The organism is Solidesulfovibrio aerotolerans, assembly GCF_009856865.1.
Taxonomy (GTDB): domain Bacteria; phylum Desulfobacterota; class Desulfovibrionia; order Desulfovibrionales; family Desulfovibrionaceae; genus Solidesulfovibrio; species Solidesulfovibrio aerotolerans.
In genome coordinates, this window is the sequence record NZ_WVUD01000040.1 from 1 (window position 1) to 18,553 (window position 18,553).

Here is an 18,553-nt window from a genome sequence, read left to right on the forward strand (position 1 = left end):
CTCGGTCGCCGCCAAGCGGTCCAGGCCGCCCTGGCCGAGCCGCCCCAGCCATGCGCTGTGGCCCCCCTGGCCGGGCTGGTTCACGATCTGGCCGCCGCCCGGGGGCACGTTGCCGCCGCTGCCGCCGCCCTGGTCGCCAAAGAGCGCGCCCTGGCCGCGTTTGCCGAGGGCGTGGCCGAGCGTCTGGCTGCGCTCGGTGCCTGTCCGCTGTGCGGCGGCGAACTTTCCACCACGTCCTTTTTGGAAGGCAGCCACCGCCATGCCCAACCGGGCGAGCCGGGGGCCTTGTGAGCCTGCCGGTGCGCCAGGCCCGGGGGCTGCTCCTTATCCCCGATCCCCACGTGGCCGCCACGCCGCCCATGCAGCGGCTTGATTCCTACATGGACGACGTTTTGGCCAAGCTGGCCGCCTGTCTGGACCACGCCGCCGCCGAGGAACTCGTGCCCGTGGTTTTGGGCGATCTGTTCCACTGGCCGCGCGAGAATCCCAACGTGGTCATGGTGGCGCTCATTGAGCTTTTCCGGGAGCATCACCCGTATGTGCTGGTCGGCAACCACGACAAGTATCAGGCGCGCTTTACGGCCGATACGTCGTTGGCCGTGCTGCGCGCCGCCGGGGTGTGTGCGGTGCTGGACGAACCGGGCCTGTTCCTGCGTCTGGAGACGCCTGATGGCCCGGCTGTCATTGGCGCGTCACCGGATGGTTCGGCCCTGCCGATGTCGGTGGCCAAGGAGCCCGGCGAAGCGAGCGTGTGGCTGACACACCACAATGTGGGGTTCCCGGATTTTTTGGACAAGCACGTCAAAATTCGGGAAATCCCGGGCCTGGACTGGGTGATAAACGGCCACATCCACCGGCCCCAGCCAACGGTTGCGGCCGGGATGACCCGCTGGGCCAATCCGGGCAATGTGACCCGGCTCAAATTTTCCCGCCGCTCCATGGAGCGCGTCCCGGCCGCTGCGATCTGGCGGCCCGGGCTTACCGATCTGGTCGTGTGGCCTGTGCCGCACCGGCCCTTTGCCGCTGTTTTTCCCGACCAGGAACTGCCGCCGGAAGAGAGCGCCCCGGCCGAGGTCCAGTCCGGCTTTCTCGAAGGTCTGGCCCGGCTGGCCTGGAAGCGCACCCGCGAAGGGGCCGGATTGCAGGAATTTTTGCGCGCTAATCTTAACCCCGAGCACCCGGAATCCGCCCTTATCTGGGAGCTGTACCGCGAGGTCACCGATCATGCCGACGCCGACTAAGGTCGTTGCCGCCGATGCCGACGCCAGCCTGGAACGCGAACTGGCTGGCCTTAAAAATACCTATGATCGTCTGCGCGACGACAAGGTGCGCACCGAGCAGGATTTGCGCCACCAGCAAAACCAGCTCGCCGAACTCGAAGCCAAAGCCCGGGCCGACTACGGCACGGCCGAACCCGAGGAACTGGCCCGGCTGCTGGACGAAAAGCGTCGGGAAAATGCGCGCTTGGTGGCCGAATACCGCGAGCACATCGCAGCCGTGCGGCGCGACCTCGACGCCGTGGAGCAGGATTTTGGCGTCTGATCTTTTTGGCGTTTCGGCTGGAGACGGGTATGTCGCCTGACGCGTCGCCTGATCTGGGCGAGTTGGGCGGGCTTAACGACCGGCCCACTCTGGCCGTCCTGGCCGAGGAGCGCCAGGAACTGACGCGCCGGCTCGACCGCCTGTCCGGGCAGGCCGCTGCCAAGGCCGAGGCCTATATCGAGTCGCGCGGGCAACTGCTCGCCGCCGACGCCTTCCTCGACCTCGCCCCCCAGGCCGCCGCGCGCCTGGAAGAACTCACCCGGGAACTGTTCGGCGAAGTGCTGGACGAAATCGAAACCGATCTGACCCACGCCGTGCGCGAAATCCTTGGCCAAAATCGCACCGTCGTCACCCGGCGCGAAGTCAAAAACGGCAAGCTCGTCATCGAATTCGAGATGGAACAGGACGGCAAGACCGAAGATATCTACGTCGGTCAGGGCGGCTCGGTCTGTAACATCCTGTCCGTGGGGCTGCGGCTGGTGGCGCTCTCCCAACTCGACCCCGACCGCCACCGGCCGTTTCTCGTGCTGGACGAACAGGACTGCTGGCTGCGCCCGGACCTCGTGCCCGGTTTCGTGCGCCTCATAAGCGCCATAGCCGACCGGCTCGGTATCCAGGTGCTCTACATCAGCCATCATCCCGTCGATCTCTTTGCCCTGGAAGCCCGGCGCGTCTTCGGCCTGCGCCCGGGCCGCGAACACGGCCCCACCCTCGCCGTCCTGGCCGACCGACCAATCCACGCCCACGGCACCGTAACGCTACCGGGCCTGACCGCCCCAGGCGGTGAATAAAGCGAAGAGGGAAGATGGAAGAAGGGGGAAGAATGCCTCCGGCGGCCAAAGGGGTGGCCCCTTTGGAATCCCACCTGGAAGGCAAGGGGTTAAGGGGGGACGGCGTTGCCGCTGCGGTGGATGGGAGCGCGAACAACGCCAGGAAGCATGACGGGAACCACCGTTGCTTCGGCGGACCCTTTTTGACAGGTCAGGGAAGCTTGCCGCGAGTCCTTTTCAGGCCTTGGCGACAGGGGGCCCTCTCAATCGCAACGCCGACTCTCCCAATCCGCAGCCGACCGATTGCCCACCATCGCCGATAACCCCTTGAAAAACTTCTCCTATCAAGGGGGTCCGGGGGGGATTATCCCCCCCGGCCGCCGGAGGCATCTTGTCTCGTCCGCTTCCCTCTCCCTACAGATTTTTCACCAGAAATTGCAGGATCATGCGGCGGCTGATTTCGCCGACCAGCACGCCGTTGGGGTCGATGACCGGCACGGCCGGGATGCCTTTTTCAACGATCAGTTCGCTGGCCATGACGAACAGGTCTTCGGGATGGGCAAACGGATAGTCGGCGTCCATGATGTCGCCCACGGGCATATCGGAGATGGAGGCCATGTTGTGGCGCAGGGCGTCGAGCAGATGTTCCTGGCCGTCGAGCAGTCCGGCCTTGGCCTGGACGGTTATTTCCGGCGAGACGATAATGGACAGAAAGGAGTGGATGGTGACCACGCCGAGCAGCCGGTTGCAGTGGTCCACCACGTAGGTGTTGCGAAAGACGTGGCTCATGCCGCCGTACCAGATGAGCACGTGGCCTACGGGTGCTTCGGGGCGCACTTTGATCATGGTGGTGCGCATAATGTCGGCGATCTGCATGGGGGCCTCAGGGGCTGTCTTGTGAAAAAAAGTACGTAATAGATAGCACTGCCCGCCCGGCCCGTAAAGGGATTCCCGGGGCAGGCAGGGCAGGATCGTACAAGAAGCCGGGGCGGGAGTGGGGCATTATCGGCCCAACAAAAGGAGGCAACCATGCATGCAAGTTTGGAGACCTTACTGTCCGAGGGCCACGCTGTCCACACCGTCGCCGGCTGTCGCGACGCCGGGTCACTTCCCTGGAAGGCGCATCCGGTTTTTGCCGGGGTGGAACTCAAGCACCTGGTCACCGCCGCCGACACCGACGGGGCGCTGAGCTGCCATCTGGTGCGGTTAAAACCCGGTGCCACACTTGCCAGCCACGTCCATGAAGGGCAATGGGAACTCCATGAGGTGGTGGCCGGTTCGGGCACGGCCGGGTTGGCGGCGCAGCAGATTGCGTATCAGCCGGGCGTGGCAGCGGTCATCCCCCGGGGCGTAACTCACGAGGTCACGGCCGGCGAGGCCGGGCTGTGCCTTTTCGCCAAGTTCTTTCCGGCCCTGCTCTAGGGTTGCGTTCTGGAACCGCCGCGCTGCTTTGAGGTACGACAATAGGCTGTAATTGTTGTTAATTGTCAGAAAGCAGACGTGCTTTTTGATAACGCTCCCTGGCCCAAGGAGGCCGCCATGTCCGCGTCGCCGCTGGTGTCCATCACCCGCCTAGCCGAACTGCCGGGCCTTGAGGTCGTGGCCGGCAGCAGCGTTGCGGCCGACATCACCGCCCACGCCCATGGGGCCATGGTGGTGGGGCTGTGTCTGACGGGCGGGCGGCGCATGGTATGCGGCGGGGGGCAGTGGTGCATTAAAGCTGGCGAGGGGTTCATTGTCCCGGCCGGGGTGCGCCATGCCTGTTCGCCGCAGGATGCAGCCGGCCACAGCTATCTGGCCTTGGCGCTGCGGCCCGAGGCGTTGTTGCGGGCCGGCGTGGCGGCTGGTGCTCCGGAGGTCTGGGTGCGTCCCTGGCGGGACGCCGGGGCGGCCGGGCTGACGCGGCAGGCGGCGGAGGCGATCCTGGCCGGCGAGACCGGCCTGGCGCTGGCGGCTCTGGCCGCCCTGGCCGCCTGCCTGGGGCTGCACCCGGGGGAGGCGCCGCCGCTCCATCCGGCCACGCGGCGGGTCCGGGCGGCCATCGACGTCGACCCGGCGGCCCGGCACAGTCTGCCGGCGCTGGCGCAATTGGCCGGCGTCGGTCCGACGTATCTGGAGCGGGTCTTTGGGCGGGATACGGGGATGTCTGTGGGCCAGTATCTGCTGGACCGGCGGGTCAAACGGGCCGCGGCGTGCATCGCCGGCGGCGAGCCGTTGGCGGATGCGGCCCTGGCGGCCGGATTTTACGACCAGAGCCATCTGACACGCCATTTCCGCCGGCGCATGGGCGTTGCCCCTGGCGGCTACCGGGAAACAGGCGGCTGATCAGGGCGCGGCGGGGGCTGCCGGGGCGGGGAGCGCGAGCGGGGTGGCTGGCATGGCTGGGGCGGCGGCCGGTTCGCACCAGGCGTTGGTCTTGTCGTCAAAAAGCCCTGACAGCGGCAGCAGCAGCACAAAGACAATGGCCAGCAGCGACAGCCAGGTTTCGTAATTGCGGTTGCCGGCCGGTGCGGCGGCGGCGCTTAAGATGCCGATGGCGGCGCAGCCGATGCCTATGTCCAGGCAGGCGTTTATGGGCGAGAGCTTGGGCACGGCCACCAACACAATAAAAAGCGCGCCAAGGACCGCGCCCCCGCCCGCATAGAGCCAGATTTTGCGCGGCTGAGTCGGTTCGGCCCGCCGGGCGGCGGCAACGGCCAAGGCCCCGGCCGCGCCCAGGGCCAGCCCGAGGGGGACCAGCCCGGCCAGGAGGGCAGTCGCCAGCCCTGGCGGGAAAAAGGCTGCCGGAGCGGTGGCGGCCAGCCCCCGGCCCAGGCGGGAAAGGAGCAGGGACAGCGGCAGGCTGGCGGCCACAAAGCCCAGGGCCGGGGCCATGGCATCGGCCGGATCGTTGTTGGCGGCTAGCCAGCGCACGAGCCGCGCGCCCAGAAAGAGGCCCGCGCCAAGGCTGACGGCGGCCAGGAGGATGACCATGGGCAGGTGGGCGGGGTAGGCGGCAGCGATTTCGCGGCCGGTAAGGACGACAAGGGCGGCCCCGGCAAAGCCAAGGGCACCCATGACCGGCCAGGGCCGGCCGTGGCGAAGGGGTGCGTCTGTCACAAGAAGAGGTTCCTGAACCGGGCGAACAGGGTCATCGCCTCGGTTGTGGCGTCGGGTTGGGAGAATTTGTGGTTGGCCTCGGCCCGGGCCTCGAAAATGGCCTTGACGCGGTCCACCACAACCGGATGCCGCGTCAGTACCATGCGAAAGCCTTCCCGGTCCACCACCAGACAGGCCGTGGGCTCCAGGGCGCGCACATCGGCGGCCCGGGGTTCGCCGGTCAAAAGAGCCATCTCGCCAAAGATCTGTCCCGCCGCCAGTTGGGCCACCTCCCGCCCGCCCACGAAGACGCCGACCAGCCCGGACAAAATGATGTTCATGGTGGTTCCGGTCTCGCCCTGGGCCATGACGGTCTGGCCCGGGGAGAAGGTCCGGGTGACCGAAGCCCGCATCAGCATGTGCAGATCCGTCTCGGACATGCCGGCCAGCAGCTTGACCTCGGCCAGGGCCGTCAGTTGCTCCGGGGGGGGCAGCTTGCGCTCGGCCCGCTCGGTCATAACGATCTGGCGCGTGGGGGCGGGAATGACGATGCCGTGCTCCATGAACTGGTACCAGATGGCGGCAAGCACGGCGTCGGCTGCGGCGAGGCGGCCGTTGAAAGCGGCGATGTAATAGACCGCGATGTAGACGATGCGGTCAGGCTGGATTTCCTGGAGCCGGGCGGCCGGAGCCGGGTCGCGCAGCACGCCCTCGGCCCGGCGCAGGGCGGTTAAAATGGCCGATTTGACGGCCACGGGCGGCGCATCCACCGGAGCCGGCACACTGACGATCTGGCGCAGATGGGAAGCCGGCCGGTCGTAGTTGACCAGGCGCTCCTTGGCCACGACGTTGTTGGGCAAAAGCACGGCGTTGGCGTCCAGGGTGATCACCTTGGTGTAGCGCCAGGTCACTTCCGTCACCTTGCCTTCCACGTCGCCCACGCGAATCCAGTCGCCTTCGGCAAAGGGCTTTTCCATTTGCAGCAGCAGCCCGGAAAACAGGCTGCCGATGGTGTCCTGCATGGACAGACCGATGACGGCGGTGAGAATGGCCGACGAGGTCAAAAGCGGTCCGAGCTGGACGTTGAGAATATCGCGCAGCCCCCAGCCGATAAGAACGGCCAGGATCAGGAATTTGGTGAGATCCTGGAGGATATGGCGCACGGGTTTGCCGTCGCCCCGGACCGGGGAGATTTTGAGGAAGACGAGATCCACGCTGTGGCGGGCGATCATCCAGAAAACCACCAGGGCAGCCAGGGAAAAGGCTTTCTCCCCGCTGCCGGCCACCGCGTCGGGCAGGCTCCACTGCGCCCCCCAGAGCAGAGCCAGGCCGCAAAGCCACTTGACGAGCCGGCCAAACGAGCGGCTAATGGCCCCCCGGCGGGTCAGCAGGCGCAGCACGGCGGCTATAATCGCAAAGAGGATCAGGGCCACGAGCAGGCGCACGCCCACGGTGAGGGCGGCGTGGCTTATGCCGGTGAAGTCGGCGAGCAGTTGCAGGGGGCCTGTGGTCAACGCAGCGGCTCCTTGTCGGTCGGCGAGCGACCCAAAATTATTTTTCCGTCCTACGTGCCCCGCAATGCGTCGTCAACAATCTGGCGGCGTGGGCCACCGTGCGCTGGCAGCGCGCGCCGCAACGCCCTGGCCGCCAACGCCATAGCGCGCCAGCGGCCGGGACGCGCCGCTGGCAACGGGGCCGGGGCGGCAGAGACGTCATGGAGACAGTGCGTGTCGAAAAAAAAAGCAGAGCGTCCCGAGCCGGCCAGCCTGGGGCTGCCCCGGGTCGGGGTCGAGAGCCATGCCCATCTGGATGGCGAAGGTTTTTCGCCGGAAGAGATTCCGGCTGTCCTTGAGCGGGCGGCAGGAGCCGGCATCGCCCAGGTGGGCAACGTCTATCTGGGGCCGGCGGCCTATGCGGCCGGCCGGGGGCTTTTTGCCGGCCACCCCGAGGTCTTTGGCATCCTGGGGCAGCATCCCTGCGATGCGGCCACAGCCGTCCCCGGCGATGTGGCGGCCATGGAAGCGGCCTTTCGGGCCGACGGTAACTTAAAGGCCGTGGGCGAGATCGGGCTCGACTACTACTGGGACGCGACCACGGCCGAGGTTCAAAAGCGGCTTTTTCGCGACCAGCTCGCCCTGGCCCGGGAACTGGCGCTGCCGGCGGTCATCCACAGCCGCGACGCCGCTGCCGACACCCTGGCGATCCTGGACGACCTGGGCTTTGCCGGCCGGCCGCTGGTGTGGCACTGCTTTGGCGGCGACGCCGCCCTGGCCCGGGAAATCGCCCGGCGCGGCTTTTACTTTTCCATCCCCGGGCCGGTGACCTATCGCAAGAATACCGCCCTGGCCGAGGCCGTGGCCGGCCTTGATCCCACGCGGCTGCTCCTGGAAACCGACGCCCCCTATCTGACCCCCGAGCCTTGGCGCGGCAAGCGCAACGAACCGGCCCTGCTGGTCTTTACGGCCGCCCGCGTGGCGGCGTTGCTGGGCTTGGAGACGGCTGCGCTGTGGCGGCAGACCGGCGACAACGCCCGGGCCTTTTTCGGTCTGTAACAGCCAAGGCGCGTCTTTAAGACCTTGGCCGGCTTGCCCAAAAGCCGGGGGCGCGCTACGATGGGCTTTCCAAAAGACTCACCCCCAACGGGAGACGCATTGCCATGGCCCTTGAAATCACGACCCAAGGCGATATCGACCAGATCGTTGTGACCTCGCTGTCCCGCGCCTTCGTGCAAAAGATCTACCGGCATTGCTGGGGCAAAAACAACACCCCCTATTTCGCCGGCAACTGTTTTCGGGGCGTGCTCTATTTCGACGAACGGCTGGCCAGCAAATACGCCGACGACGTGGGATTTCCCTGGCGGGGCTGGTTGTCCGCCCCCAAGTTTCACCACCGCACCGGGGCCAGCCTGGACCACGGGCTGAACCTGCTGGTGCGCGACGGGCAGGGCGAGCGGGAAATCTCGTCCGGGGGCATTGCCGTGACCGAGAATCGGGTGCGCCTGGACGCCTTTCTTGGGTTACTCGGCGAGGACGAAGTGCTGGCCGTACTCGGGGCGGTGGACAAGGGCGAGATGGTGTTTACGCTGCCCGATTACACCGGACCGTTTGACCCGGACAAGCTGACCATTGTCGTGGATCGCCTGTCGGATCTCTACTGCGAAGAGACCGTGATCACGGGATTGGTCTACGACGGCCAGGTCATGGGCATGGAAACCGGCGAGTCGCGCGGCAAGAGCGTGGTCGATCCGCTGTTGATCAGCGCCGAGGGCAAGCTGCTCGACATGTACGACTTCGCCTGATGCTGGCGTTTGCGGCGGCGGGCAATCCTGCCAAGAGGCCGCAAGGTGCCGTCCGTTGCGCCGGCGCGACGGGGACTCGCACTTGGCGGCACCGGCCCCTGCAACCTCAAGTTCAGCGGAGGAAGCCGACGTGAAAAACGTATTGGTCGTGGATGACGATCCAAGCATTCGCGCGCTTATCCGGCTGTATCTGGAAAGTGCGGGCTACGGTGTCGTTGAGGCCGCCGATGGACGGGAAGCCATGGCGCTGTTGGACGGGCAGGCGGTGGACCTCGTGATTCTCGACATCTTCATGCCGGAAATGGACGGTCTGGAGGTGTTGCAAGTGCTGCGGGGACACAGCACCGCGTGCAAGGTCATGGCCATTTCCGGCGGTTCGGCCAAGATCGGCATGGACCTGCTCGGCCATGCCACGATTTTCGGGGCCGATCTGGTCTTGGAAAAGCCCTTTGGCGAAGCCACGCTGCTCGGCAAGGTCCGTTCCCTGATCGGGCCGTCAGCGGGTTAACGGCGCGTTCGGGGAGTTCTGTTCCGGTCTGCGGCCGACCGGATTGCCAGCCCGTGCGGCGGCCCTTTGAAAAACGTCTCCCGGTGCGTGGACCGGGTGGCTTCCACTCGCCAACACCCGTCCCCCCCAAAAAAAACTTCTCCCGCTGGGGGGTCCGGGGGGATCATCCCCCCGGCCGCCGGAGGCATTCTTTCCTTCTCCTCCTCGGGCGCTACTCGCCGCCGGCGGGCCAGTCCAGGCGGGCTTTGGCCAAAAGGGCCGCAGCCCAGTCCAGGGCCGCCCCGGCGGCCACTGTTTCGCCGGCCTGTTCCAGGGCCGCCCCGGCCTGTCCCAGTTCGCCAAAGCCATACGACCCGGCCGAACCTTTGAGCCGGTGCCCCAGGCGGCGCACCGTCTCCAGGTCGCCCCGGGACAATGCCTGCCGCGCCTCGTCCAGGCTCTGCCGGGATGTTTCGTAAAAAAACGGCAGCAGGGCGGTCAGCCGGCCCGGGTCCACGGCCTCGCGCTCCGGGCGCGACGCTGTTTCGGTCGGCTGGCCGTTGCCGAGAAAGGACAGCAGGGTGCGCAGCATGGTTGTCTTGCGCACGGGCTTGACCAGAAAATCCGTAAAGCCGGCTTCCTGGCAGCGCAGCCGGTGCTCATCCAGGGCGTGGGCGGTCAGGGCCAGGATGGGCACCGGCGGGCTGTGCCGCTGCCACTCCAGCGCCCGGATGCGCCGGGTGGCTTCGTAGCCGTCCACCACCGGCATCTCCAGATCCATGACCACCAGATCATAGGAATGGGCGCTAAAAAGCGCCACGGCCTCGTCGCCGTTGACGGCCTCGTCGAGACGGTACTGGGCGTTGGCCAAAAAAAGGCGCAACAGCGCCAGATTGTCGCGGTTGTCGTCAACCAGCAACAGGCGGGGGCAGGGTGCGGCTTGGACCATTGGCGTTCACCGGTTGGCCGGTCGGGTTGGATACAAGGTCGGCTTTCAGTAAAAAGTTCCCCGCAGCATTACCCATCTCCACCGCAAGGCGCAACGGGAAAGGCGCTTTGCGGGCGCAGACAAACCGTTGTTTCCGGGCACATGACGGCCAGATCCTCTAAAAAGGCCTCCACCCGGGCGGTTTCGTCCGGGCAGTAGGTCAGCCGCACCACGGCGGCGAAGCGGTCCACCACCGTGGGCAGGGCCAGATTGTCCTCGGCCTGGAGCAGAAAGGTGAGCAAGGAGACGTTGCGCGGCATAAGGCGCACATAGAGCCGGGCCGAGGCCGTGGGCACGGGATGGTGGCGACGGCGCAGCGGGCGGTTGCGTTTTTTCACAAAATCTCACAGCCGCGTTCGGTGATAAGGGCCATGTGTTCCCAGCGGGCACCGCCCCATTCGGGATAATACAGCCCCGGTTCCACCGTCACCACCATGCCCGGTTTGAGCACGCCCTCGGCCGAGGGATTCAGGCTTGGCCCTTCGTGGGTTTCCAGGCCGATGCCATGGCCCAGGGAATGGGTGAAGTGTTCGGCCACGCCTTCCCGGACAAAGACCTCCCGGGCCAGGGCGTAGGCCTGGCGAAAGGGCATCCCCGGCTCCAGCCGGTCCAGGGCGGCGGCCTGGGCGGCCTGAACCCGGGCCAGCATGGTGGTAAAGCGCTCGGGCGGGGTCGCGCCCACCCAGACGGTGCGGGTCTGGTCCGAGCAGTAGGCAAGCGCCCGGCCGCCCACGTCCACCAGCACCAGACAGCCGTCGGTGATGACCGTCTGGCCCGGAATGGCGTGGGGCAGGGCGGCGTTGGCATCAACGGCCACGATGGGGGAAAAGGCCAGTTCGCTGGCCCCAAGATCCCGGAAGCATTTTTCGATCTCCCAGGCGGCCTGGGCCTCGGTGCGCCCGGGAATGAGGATGTCCGGCAGGCTGGCCATGACCGCGTGGTTGATGGCGGCCGAGCGGCGCATGCGCTCGATTTCGCCGGCGTCCTTGTGCAGGCGCAGCGGCTCCACCAGCAGCCCGGCCGGGGCCAGCGGGATGTGTTCGGCCAGACGCTGGTGGGTGTCCACGGACAGGCTGGCGGCCTCAAAGGCCAGGGTCCTAACCCCCCGGTCTTTTAAAAAACCGGCGATGGCGGCAAACCGACCGGCCCCGTAGAGGTGCAAATCCTTTTCGGGCCACAGGCGCAGGGCGGCGTCGCGGTAGCGGGCGTCGGTAAAAAGCGCGTCCCGGCCGTCGGCGGCGACGCACAGATAGCCGGCCGTTTCGTTGCACTGGGGATCGTGCAGTTCAAAACCGCTCAAATAGTAGCGGTTGGCGGCGTGGGACACGAGGAGCGCTTCGTACCCCAGGCTGGCCAGCGTCAGGCGCAGGCGGTCGCGCCTTGCGGCGAAAAGGGCGCTGTCGGAAGGGTTGCTCACGGCGGTCTGTACTCCTTGGAGCGGTTTGATTGTGCCGGGGAGGTGTTGCCAATGGGGCTGGCGGCGTCAACAGGACGCGGGGCTTACAGGCTGTAGACCGTCTCGGGCTGGTCCAGCACCAGCCGTTCCGCCCATTGGACGCCCTGCATGAAGGAATGGTCCATGTTGCCGACTTCGTATTTCCAGCCGCCAAAGCGGCCCCGGGACTGGATGCCCAGCCGCTCCAGGGCCGGCTGGAGCACGGCCAGGGCGGCGTCGCGGGTGAGGCAGGGGACGGGATAGGCATAGTCCACCCGCATCTCCCAGGTGGTCGTGCGCCGGGCCACATCGTCCGGGGCGATCAGGGTGGTGGCCACGAGGCCGGCGACGGTCGCTTCGGCAAGCGCGGCCGGATCGGCCGGTTTGTGGGCCGAAAAGCTGGTTTCGGTCATCAGCGCCCGGCTGCGCGGGATCATGCCGTCCGGGTCCGGGGTGTTTAAGGGCGAATAATTGTGGAAGTTGGTGACCCGGTAGAAGGGGCAGTCGTTTTCCGGGAAATACATCCAGCAGCGGGGGTCCGGGGGCGCGCCGGCAAAGCCCAGGCCGTGGATGTGGGAGCCGCTGTGCGTTAAGCCCTTGGCCGCTTCGTGCAGGGCGTCGGCGGCCCCGGCAAGCTGCTCGGTGACCAGGATGTCCAGGGGACCGGTGCTGAGCAGGTGGTCGTAGCCGATGACCTGGCCGGAACCGGTCACAACGGTTTTGGCAACGGGGTCGATGCGCCGGCCGGGGTCGCCCAGGCGCACCCGGTCGGCAAACCGGGCGGCCAGACGGCGATAGATTTCGCCGGTGCCGCCGGTGAGCGGAAAGCTGAAGGTGTTATTCGGTCCCCAGGCCACGTCGTCGGTGCCGTAGATGATATTTTTAATGACCCGGGCGGCGTCCACCACGGACACGCGTTCGCCGATCCAGCGATGGGACATGCGCTCGGCCGGATGGGCCCAGACCTTGAAATTGTAGGGCACCATGAAAAGCCGGGCGATGCCCGGCCCGAACACCCGGTCGATCCATTCCCGGAAATGGGCCGGCGGGTTGGGGTGCACGTTTGCGGCGGCGTCGCGGCCGGCGGCGAGCAGGCCCTCGACGCACTCCCAGACGAGATCCGGGGGCAGGCGGCGGATGTTGTTTTGAAACGGGTAGGGCACGAAGGTGCCGGCGGCGCGAATCCAGGATTCGCGCTGGTGGCGCAGGACATCGTTGCCGAGCAGTTCGTCCAGGAGCCGGTCGAAGGCCGGGTAGTGTGAAAAAACCACATGGCCGCCCACATCCCAGGTGTAGCCGGCCGGGTCGGTGAAGCTGGCGGACAGGCCGCCGATATAGGCGTTGCGCTCCAGAACCAGGAAATCGTTCTCGCCGAGTTCAGCCAGCCGGTTGGCCGCGCCAAGGCCGGTGGGGCCGGCTCCGAGGATCAGATACTTGACGTGCATGGGTGTCTCCATCGGGAAAGGGGCAAGTCTGTCAAAAAAAAGCGCCGGCCAGGGATCGCGATAAAAAAACTCCCGGGGCCGGACAGGCCGGACCCGGGAGGAAACATGTTTCGCCGGGCGATTACCAGGCCGGGCGGCGGGGGGGGCGCGGCGCGCGAGGCTTGGCCTCGTTGACCTTGAGGTTGCGGCCCTCGAAGTCGGCGCCGTCCAGGGACCGGATGGCCTCGTCGGCAGCGGTGTCGTCATCCATCTCCACGAATCCGAAGCCGCGCGGTTTGCCGGTCTCGCGGTCGGAAATCAGTTTGACGGATTGGACGCCCCCGTAGCGGGCAAACAGGTCACGGACGTTTTCCTCGGTGGTGCGGAACGGCAGATTGCCAACATAGATGTTCTTAGCCATGAGACACGGACTCCCCAAACGGTTGACGTCAGCGAACGCGAAGCGTGGACGCAGGACGGAACCCCGGCGGCTACGCTCCTCCCCAGGACAATCCCATCGGCCGCAGGGCCGTTGTGGCCTGACAATCGGAGTGCATCCGTCGATAGGGACGGGAAGCGACAAAGAAACGGTCTGTGCGCACTCGTATTCCGGACTCCGCAAGAGTCGCGCCGCACAATATCCCGGGAGGAAAATCACGCACCACACGCAAAATCGTCACGGGTTTGAGCGATCATGGAAACGATAGCGGACGGGTCAATGGCTGGCAAGATAAAATTGTTCGTTATTAAGGTTACACGCTGTATTTTTTATTCTTTATGGCTGGCTTGGGCCGGTTGAAATGACGTTGCCACCCTTGGCCGGGGTGCGCTCGCCGGCGAAACAGGGTATGCGGCGGCAGGCGTCCTGCCCAGAGCGCCAGAGCAGCATCCGGGACGTTGCGAGGAAGTTTATGGCTGCAGTATTGGCAACGCAACGATTCTCCGTGGCGGTATCGTTGCGGGAAAACTACAAGATGGGGACCGGGACCACCACCCGGGACGGCGAGCGGGTGCTCTACTATTATGCCGAGAAGACGCCCGAAACCGGCATCCGCATCCAGGCCCTAAACGGCAACAGCGTGCCCAGCGGCGAAGTGACGCCGGTGCCCGAAGCGGAGTTTCTGGAGAAGTACAAGCCCGAACCGCTCCTGTATTACAATCAGGTCAAGCCGCGCATGGACGCCATGCAGCAGGAACTGGCGCGGGGCGAGAAACATCTGGAGGCCGGACGGCTGGAGCGGGCCGAAGAATCCTTCCAGAGAGCATTGGGGTACGACGCCGAGAATCTGCGGGCCATTTTCGGCCTGGGCAACGCCTATCTGTCCGGCGGCAAGCTCGACGAAGCCCGGGAAATCTTTGACAAGATCATGGGCATCGATCTGGCCTTCGGGCCGGAAAACAAATTTCTGTTCAACGAATTCGGCATCCGCATGCGAAAGATGGGGCTGCTCGATCTGGCCCGGGCGTATTACGAAAAGGCCCTGGGCGTCAGCGAAAATGACGAAAACCTGCAGTTCAACCTCGGCCGGGTTCTCTACGAACTAAAAGATTACCCCGCCGCCGCACAAGCCGCCGAACGCTGTCTGGCCATCAATCCCGGTTTTCTGATCGCCGCCAAACTCGCCAAAGCCGCCCGCAAATCCGCCGCCGCCGCTGCCGAGAAGAGTTAAGAGTGCCTCCGGCGGCCGGGGGGGATAATCCCCCCCGGACCCCCTTGATGGGAAAGTAATTCAATGGGTTTTGGGCGGTGGTGGGCAGTCTGGGCGGCTATCGGCCTGGACAGCCAGCGGTTGGGCTTGGCGGGAGCCACTGGTGGTCCGGTGCCAAAAAGTGTGAACCTTTTGGAATCCCACCTTGAACCAAGGGAAACCCCCCTTATAAAACTTCTCCAGTTGGGGGGGCCGGGGGCCTCAGGCTCCCGGCCGCCGGAGGCACTCTTCTGCCTTCTCTTCCTACGCCACAGGGCAGGCCGGGGCTTCGCGGCGCCAGCGGTAGGCTTCGATGGTGTTGCTCATGAGGGTGGCGATGGTCATGGGGCCGACGCCGCCGGGCACCGGGGTCATGGCCGATACCACGTCGGTGAGCGCCTCGTAGTCCACATCGCCGCACAGTTTGCCGTCGGCCAGGCGGTTCATGCCCACGTCCACGATGACCGCGCCGGGCTTGACCATGTCCCGGGTAATGAGCCGGGGTTTGCCGATGGCCGGCACGATGAAATCGGCTTCGCGGCACACGGCGGCCAGATCCGGGGTGCGCGAATGGCAGATGGTGACGGTGGCGTTGCCAAAGGGCGAGGCGGCGGCCAAGAGCATGGCCATGGGCTTGCCCACGATGTTGCTGCGTCCGACCACGACCGCCCGTTTGCCGGCCGGGGACAGGCCGTAATATTCCAGCAGCTTGATGACGCCGTAGGGGGTGCAGGGCTTTAAGCACGGCAGGCCGATGGAGAGGCGGCCGACGTTTTCCGGGTGGAAGCCGTCCACGTCTTTTTTGGGATCGACCAGGGCCAGACAGCGGCTGGCGTCCAGGCCCCGGGGCAGCGGCAGTTGGAGCAGGATGCCGTCGATATCGTCGCTGTGGGAGAGTTCGGTTAAAAGCTTTTCCAGGGCGCACTGGGTGATGCCGCCGTCAAGCCGCCAGATGCGCGAAACGATGCCCACTTCCTCGCAGGCTTTTTCCTTGTAGCGGACATAGACCTGGGAAGCGGGGTCTTCGCCGACGAGAATGACGGCCAGATGCGGGGCGCGCCCGTGCTGGCGCACCAAGGCGTCCACGTCATTTTTCACGCGCTGGCGCAGATCGGCCGCGACTTTTTTGCCGTCAATAAGCAGCATGGCAGTATCTCCTTGGAAGGTCGGGAGCAGGGACGGACGCGGCGCGGCCACTGCCGGCGGCGTCACGGCGACACTCTTACCCGGCCGGGCGGGCGTCGTCTACTCCAGGGGAATGAGGAAGAGGGAGAGGGAAAGGAGTGCCTCCGGCGGCCGGGGGGATGATCCCCCCGGACCCCCCGACGGGAAAAGTTTTCAAGGGGTTTGGGGCGTTGGCTGGTCAACTGATCGGTTGAAGACCGGGACAGTCGGCGCTTGGGCTTGACGAAAATGGCGGCCGGGGATGCTCCTCGCATCCCGCAACGGGAGCCATGAAACAAGGATGCCCGCGCAATCCGTTGCCGGACCGCCAGGGCACCCCACCGGCGAAGAACACGCACCCCGACCCCCTTTTCCCCCTTACAGGGAGGGTCCGGGAGGGGGTTACCCCCTCCCGGCCGCCGGAGGCATCTTCCTCTTTTCCTCTATTGCGCTTCTCTTCTATTCCTCTTCGGTTTCCGGCTCTTCTTCGTACCACTGGCCGGCCATGACCGGGCCGTAGTAGATGGCCGAATCTTCCAGTTCCTCTTCGATGCGCAGCAGCTGGTTGTATTTGGCCAGCCGGTCGGAGCGGCACAGCGAGCCGGTCTTGATCTGGCCGGAGTTGACGGCCACGGCCAGGTCGGCAATGAAGCTGTCCTCGGTCTCGCCCGAGCGGTGGGAGATCACCGTGGTGTAGGCGGCCTGCTTGGCCATCTCGATGGTGTCGAGCGTCTCGGTGACGGTGCCGATCTGGTTGAGCTTGATAAGGATCGAGTTGGCGATGCCCTGGTCGATGCCTTCGGCCAGGATGTCCGGGTTGGTGACGAAGATATCGTCGCCAACGAGCTGGATGCGCTCGCCCAGTTCGTAGGTCAGCTTCTTCCAGCCTTCCCAGTCGGTTTCGGCCAGACCGTCTTCGATGGAAATGAGCGGATAGCGGTCGGTGAAATCGGCCAGATAGGCCACCATTTCTTCAGAGGTCAGGCTCTTGTTCTCGCCGGCCAGGACGTACTTGCCGTCTTTGTAAAATTCCGAGGCGGCAGCGTCGATGGCCAGGGAGATTTCCGAACCCGGACGGTAGCCGGCCTGCTCGATGGCTTTGACGATGTACTGAAAGGCCTCGTCGTGGCTTTTCAGATTCGGGGCGAAGCCGCCTTCGTCGCCAACGGCCGTCATGTGGCCGTCGGCGGCCAGCAGGGCTTTGAGCGTATGGAAGGTTTCGGCACCCATGCGCAGGGCATCGGCAAAGGTGCGCGCGCCCAGCGGAATGATCATGAACTCCTGGATGTCCAGGTTGTTGGGGGCGTGGGCGCCGCCATTGATGATGTTCATCATGGGCACGGGCAGGACTTTGGAATTGATGCCGCCGATGTACTGGTACAGCGGCAGGCCGAGGAAGTTGGAAGCGGCCCGGCACACGGCCAGGGACACGCCGAGGATGGCATTGGCGCCCAGGCGCGACTTGTTGTCCGTGCCGTCGGTGTCCATCATGAGATTGTCGATGGCCACCTGCTGCAAGGCGTCCATGCCGATGATGGCTTCGGCCAGCTCGCCCTGGACGTTTTCCACGGCCTTGGTCACGCCCTTGCCACCGTAGCGGGCGGTGTCATGGTCGCGCATTTCCAGGGCTTCGCGGGAGCCGGTGGACGCGCCCGAGGGCACGGCGGCCCGGCCGGATGCGCCGGACTCCAGGGTGACCTCCACTTCAATGGTGGGATTGCCGCGCGAATCGAGGATTTCCCTGGCCCAGACGGCCGCAATAATACTCATGCGAGTCTCCTTGTGTATGGGGTTTGGCATATGCTGCGAGTGGGAGTGCGGGCCGGGCGACCCGGCACTGTATGGCTGTAGCGCAAATCCGCCCGATATATAAGCCCCGCCACCGGCCCTTTTACCGGCTGGCGCGGGGATTTGCGAACCTGTCGCGAGGATTGCGTCAAATCGTAATGTCCGGGAAATCGTCGTCTCCGGGGACGGGCGTGCGGCGTTTGAGCCAGCGCAGAAAGGCTTTGGCCTCGGCAAAGTCCGGGGCGGCGGCCAGGGCTTGTTCCAGGAGTTGGCTGCAAGCCGGGGCGTCGCCTTTTTCGTAGAGCGCCCGGGCCAGATTGAACATGAGCCGCTCATCGGTCGGGGCCAGTTCCAGGGCTTTGCGGTAAAACGCGGCGGCGGCGTCGAAATCACCGCGCTTGCGAAGGCTTATGCCGAACGCGTTGATGGAGATTGCTTGGGCTTGCGCGGCCATGCCGCCCCCGGCCGTGGACAGCACTTTGAGCGCCTCGTTGCCGGTGTCGGGCAGCCCGGCCACGGCCAGGGCGGTCAGCACCACCACGAACAGCGCCTGCTCGGCCGCAGGCAGGGTCTTGTGGTCAAGCCCCGGCCCCACATCGCGCAACAGCCGGACCAGCACCACCGCCGCCGGAGCCAGCCGCTCGGTAAAAAGCAGTGGTGCTGGCAGGTAGTGGAGCAGGAATTCATCGGCTGCAACGATTTTTTGCAGCGGCAGGGGCAGATGTTTCTCGTCAAGGGGAAACGTCAGGATGCGGTCAGGGTCCAGACGCAGGGCCAGCCAGTCGATGCGCTGGGTGAATTCGCGCCCCTTGCTGCCCTTGCCGCCCATTTTTTCGCGCTTGTGGGACTGATAACAGCCCAGGATCTCGGGTAAAGCCGGCATGGAAGGCG

20 protein-coding genes and 1 pseudogene are annotated in these 18,553 nt (G+C 65.6%); 10 read left to right on the forward strand and 11 right to left on the reverse strand.

Going from position 1 to position 18,553, the window contains the following annotated elements; genetic code table 11:
• From GTA51_RS16380 to GTA51_RS16395, 4 genes and pseudogenes are all read left to right on the forward strand, one after another.
• Positions 1–291 (forward strand): annotated as a pseudogene (locus GTA51_RS16380) (AAA family ATPase); the annotation flags it as partial.
• On the forward strand, positions 288–1,241 hold the full coding sequence (locus tag GTA51_RS16385) for a metallophosphoesterase (protein WP_160962949.1): 954 nt from the start codon (positions 288–290) through the stop codon (positions 1,239–1,241). The pseudogene GTA51_RS16380 and the gene GTA51_RS16385, both read left to right, overlap by 4 nt.
• Positions 1,225–1,542: a hypothetical protein gene (locus tag GTA51_RS16390; RefSeq protein ID WP_160962951.1), complete on the forward strand. Its 318-nt coding sequence runs from the start codon at positions 1,225–1,227 to the stop codon at positions 1,540–1,542. The genes GTA51_RS16385 and GTA51_RS16390 overlap by 17 nt, the downstream gene beginning before the upstream one ends.
• Before the next feature lie 29 nt (positions 1,543–1,571).
• Positions 1,572–2,333 carry an AAA family ATPase gene (locus GTA51_RS16395; RefSeq protein WP_160962953.1) on the forward strand — a complete coding sequence of 254 codons (762 nt, stop codon included), beginning with the start codon at positions 1,572–1,574 and terminating at the stop codon, positions 2,331–2,333.
• Positions 2,334–2,726: 393 nt separating this feature from the next.
• On the opposite strand, the gene GTA51_RS16400 is transcribed toward GTA51_RS16395, so the two are convergent.
• Positions 2,727–3,188, reverse strand: a complete 462-nt coding sequence (locus GTA51_RS16400) for a CBS domain-containing protein (RefSeq protein ID WP_160962955.1) — start codon at positions 3,186–3,188, stop codon at positions 2,727–2,729.
• Positions 3,189–3,341: 153 nt separating this feature from the next.
• On the opposite strand from GTA51_RS16400, the gene GTA51_RS16405 reads away from it, so the two are divergent.
• A complete protein-coding gene (locus GTA51_RS16405; protein WP_160962957.1) occupies positions 3,342–3,734 on the forward strand; it encodes a cupin domain-containing protein in 393 nt (130 codons plus the stop codon).
• Positions 3,735–3,851: 117 nt separating this feature from the next.
• On the forward strand, positions 3,852–4,637 hold the full coding sequence (locus tag GTA51_RS21305; RefSeq protein ID WP_160962959.1) for an AraC family transcriptional regulator: 786 nt from the start codon (positions 3,852–3,854) through the stop codon (positions 4,635–4,637).
• Here the strand turns inward: GTA51_RS21305 and GTA51_RS16415 are convergent, their stop codons facing one another.
• Both GTA51_RS16415 and GTA51_RS16420 read right to left on the reverse strand, forming a co-directional pair.
• The gene (locus GTA51_RS16415; protein WP_343039526.1) at positions 4,638–5,411 is read right to left on the reverse strand and encodes a hypothetical protein; all 774 of its coding nucleotides are present in this window, start codon (positions 5,409–5,411) and stop codon (positions 4,638–4,640) included.
• Positions 5,408–6,904: a mechanosensitive ion channel family protein gene (locus GTA51_RS16420; RefSeq protein ID WP_160962961.1), complete on the reverse strand. Its 1,497-nt coding sequence runs from the start codon at positions 6,902–6,904 to the stop codon at positions 5,408–5,410. Before GTA51_RS16420 ends, GTA51_RS16415 begins: the two co-directional genes overlap by 4 nt.
• Positions 6,905–7,117: 213 nt before the next feature.
• Here GTA51_RS16420 and GTA51_RS16425 point away from each other — a divergent pair, with 213 nt between their 5' ends.
• The 3 genes from GTA51_RS16425 (at position 7,118) to GTA51_RS16435 (ending at position 9,196) form a co-directional block, all read left to right on the forward strand.
• Entirely contained in the window at positions 7,118–7,942 is an 825-nt protein-coding gene (locus GTA51_RS16425) for a YchF/TatD family DNA exonuclease (protein ID WP_160962963.1), read from the forward strand.
• Between the two features lie 104 nt (positions 7,943–8,046).
• Positions 8,047–8,688, forward strand: a complete 642-nt coding sequence (locus tag GTA51_RS16430) for a hypothetical protein (protein ID WP_160962965.1) — start codon at positions 8,047–8,049, stop codon at positions 8,686–8,688.
• A 130-nt stretch (positions 8,689–8,818) separates the two neighbouring features.
• Positions 8,819–9,196: a response regulator gene (locus tag GTA51_RS16435; RefSeq protein ID WP_160962967.1), complete on the forward strand. Its 378-nt coding sequence runs from the start codon at positions 8,819–8,821 to the stop codon at positions 9,194–9,196.
• A gap of 211 nt (positions 9,197–9,407) precedes the next feature.
• Here GTA51_RS16435 and GTA51_RS16440 read toward each other — a convergent pair whose 3' ends face one another.
• From GTA51_RS16440 to rbp, 5 genes are all read right to left on the reverse strand, one after another.
• The gene (locus tag GTA51_RS16440) at positions 9,408–10,124 is read right to left on the reverse strand and encodes a response regulator (protein ID WP_160962969.1); all 717 of its coding nucleotides are present in this window, start codon (positions 10,122–10,124) and stop codon (positions 9,408–9,410) included.
• A 68-nt stretch (positions 10,125–10,192) separates the two neighbouring features.
• Positions 10,193–10,501 (reverse strand): DUF4911 domain-containing protein, encoded by a 309-nt coding sequence (locus GTA51_RS16445; protein ID WP_343039527.1) that lies wholly within the window; start codon positions 10,499–10,501, stop codon positions 10,193–10,195.
• Entirely contained in the window at positions 10,498–11,580 is a 1,083-nt protein-coding gene (locus GTA51_RS16450) for a M24 family metallopeptidase (protein ID WP_160962971.1), read from the reverse strand. The genes GTA51_RS16445 and GTA51_RS16450 overlap by 4 nt, the downstream gene beginning before the upstream one ends.
• Positions 11,581–11,663: 83 nt before the next feature.
• On the reverse strand, positions 11,664–13,043 hold the full coding sequence (locus GTA51_RS16455; RefSeq protein ID WP_160962973.1) for a protoporphyrinogen/coproporphyrinogen oxidase: 1,380 nt from the start codon (positions 13,041–13,043) through the stop codon (positions 11,664–11,666).
• A 121-nt stretch (positions 13,044–13,164) separates the two neighbouring features.
• Entirely contained in the window at positions 13,165–13,443 is a 279-nt protein-coding gene (gene rbp, locus GTA51_RS16460; protein WP_160962975.1) for an RNA-binding regulator, read from the reverse strand.
• Between the two features lie 490 nt (positions 13,444–13,933).
• Here rbp and GTA51_RS16465 point away from each other — a divergent pair, with 490 nt between their 5' ends.
• Positions 13,934–14,692: a tetratricopeptide repeat protein gene (locus tag GTA51_RS16465; RefSeq protein ID WP_160962977.1), complete on the forward strand. Its 759-nt coding sequence runs from the start codon at positions 13,934–13,936 to the stop codon at positions 14,690–14,692.
• A 282-nt stretch (positions 14,693–14,974) separates the two neighbouring features.
• Here the strand turns inward: GTA51_RS16465 and folD are convergent, their stop codons facing one another.
• From folD to GTA51_RS16480, 3 genes are all read right to left on the reverse strand, one after another.
• Positions 14,975–15,856: a bifunctional methylenetetrahydrofolate dehydrogenase/methenyltetrahydrofolate cyclohydrolase FolD gene (gene folD, locus GTA51_RS16470; protein WP_160962979.1), complete on the reverse strand. Its 882-nt coding sequence runs from the start codon at positions 15,854–15,856 to the stop codon at positions 14,975–14,977.
• A 477-nt stretch (positions 15,857–16,333) separates the two neighbouring features.
• Complete coding sequence (gene eno / locus GTA51_RS16475; protein ID WP_160962981.1) at positions 16,334–17,644, reverse strand: phosphopyruvate hydratase; 1,311 nt, start codon at positions 17,642–17,644, stop codon at positions 16,334–16,336.
• Positions 17,645–17,810: 166 nt separating this feature from the next.
• A complete protein-coding gene (locus GTA51_RS16480) occupies positions 17,811–18,545 on the reverse strand; it encodes a tetratricopeptide repeat protein (protein ID WP_160962983.1) in 735 nt (244 codons plus the stop codon).
• Between the last annotated feature and the right edge of the window lie 8 nt (positions 18,546–18,553).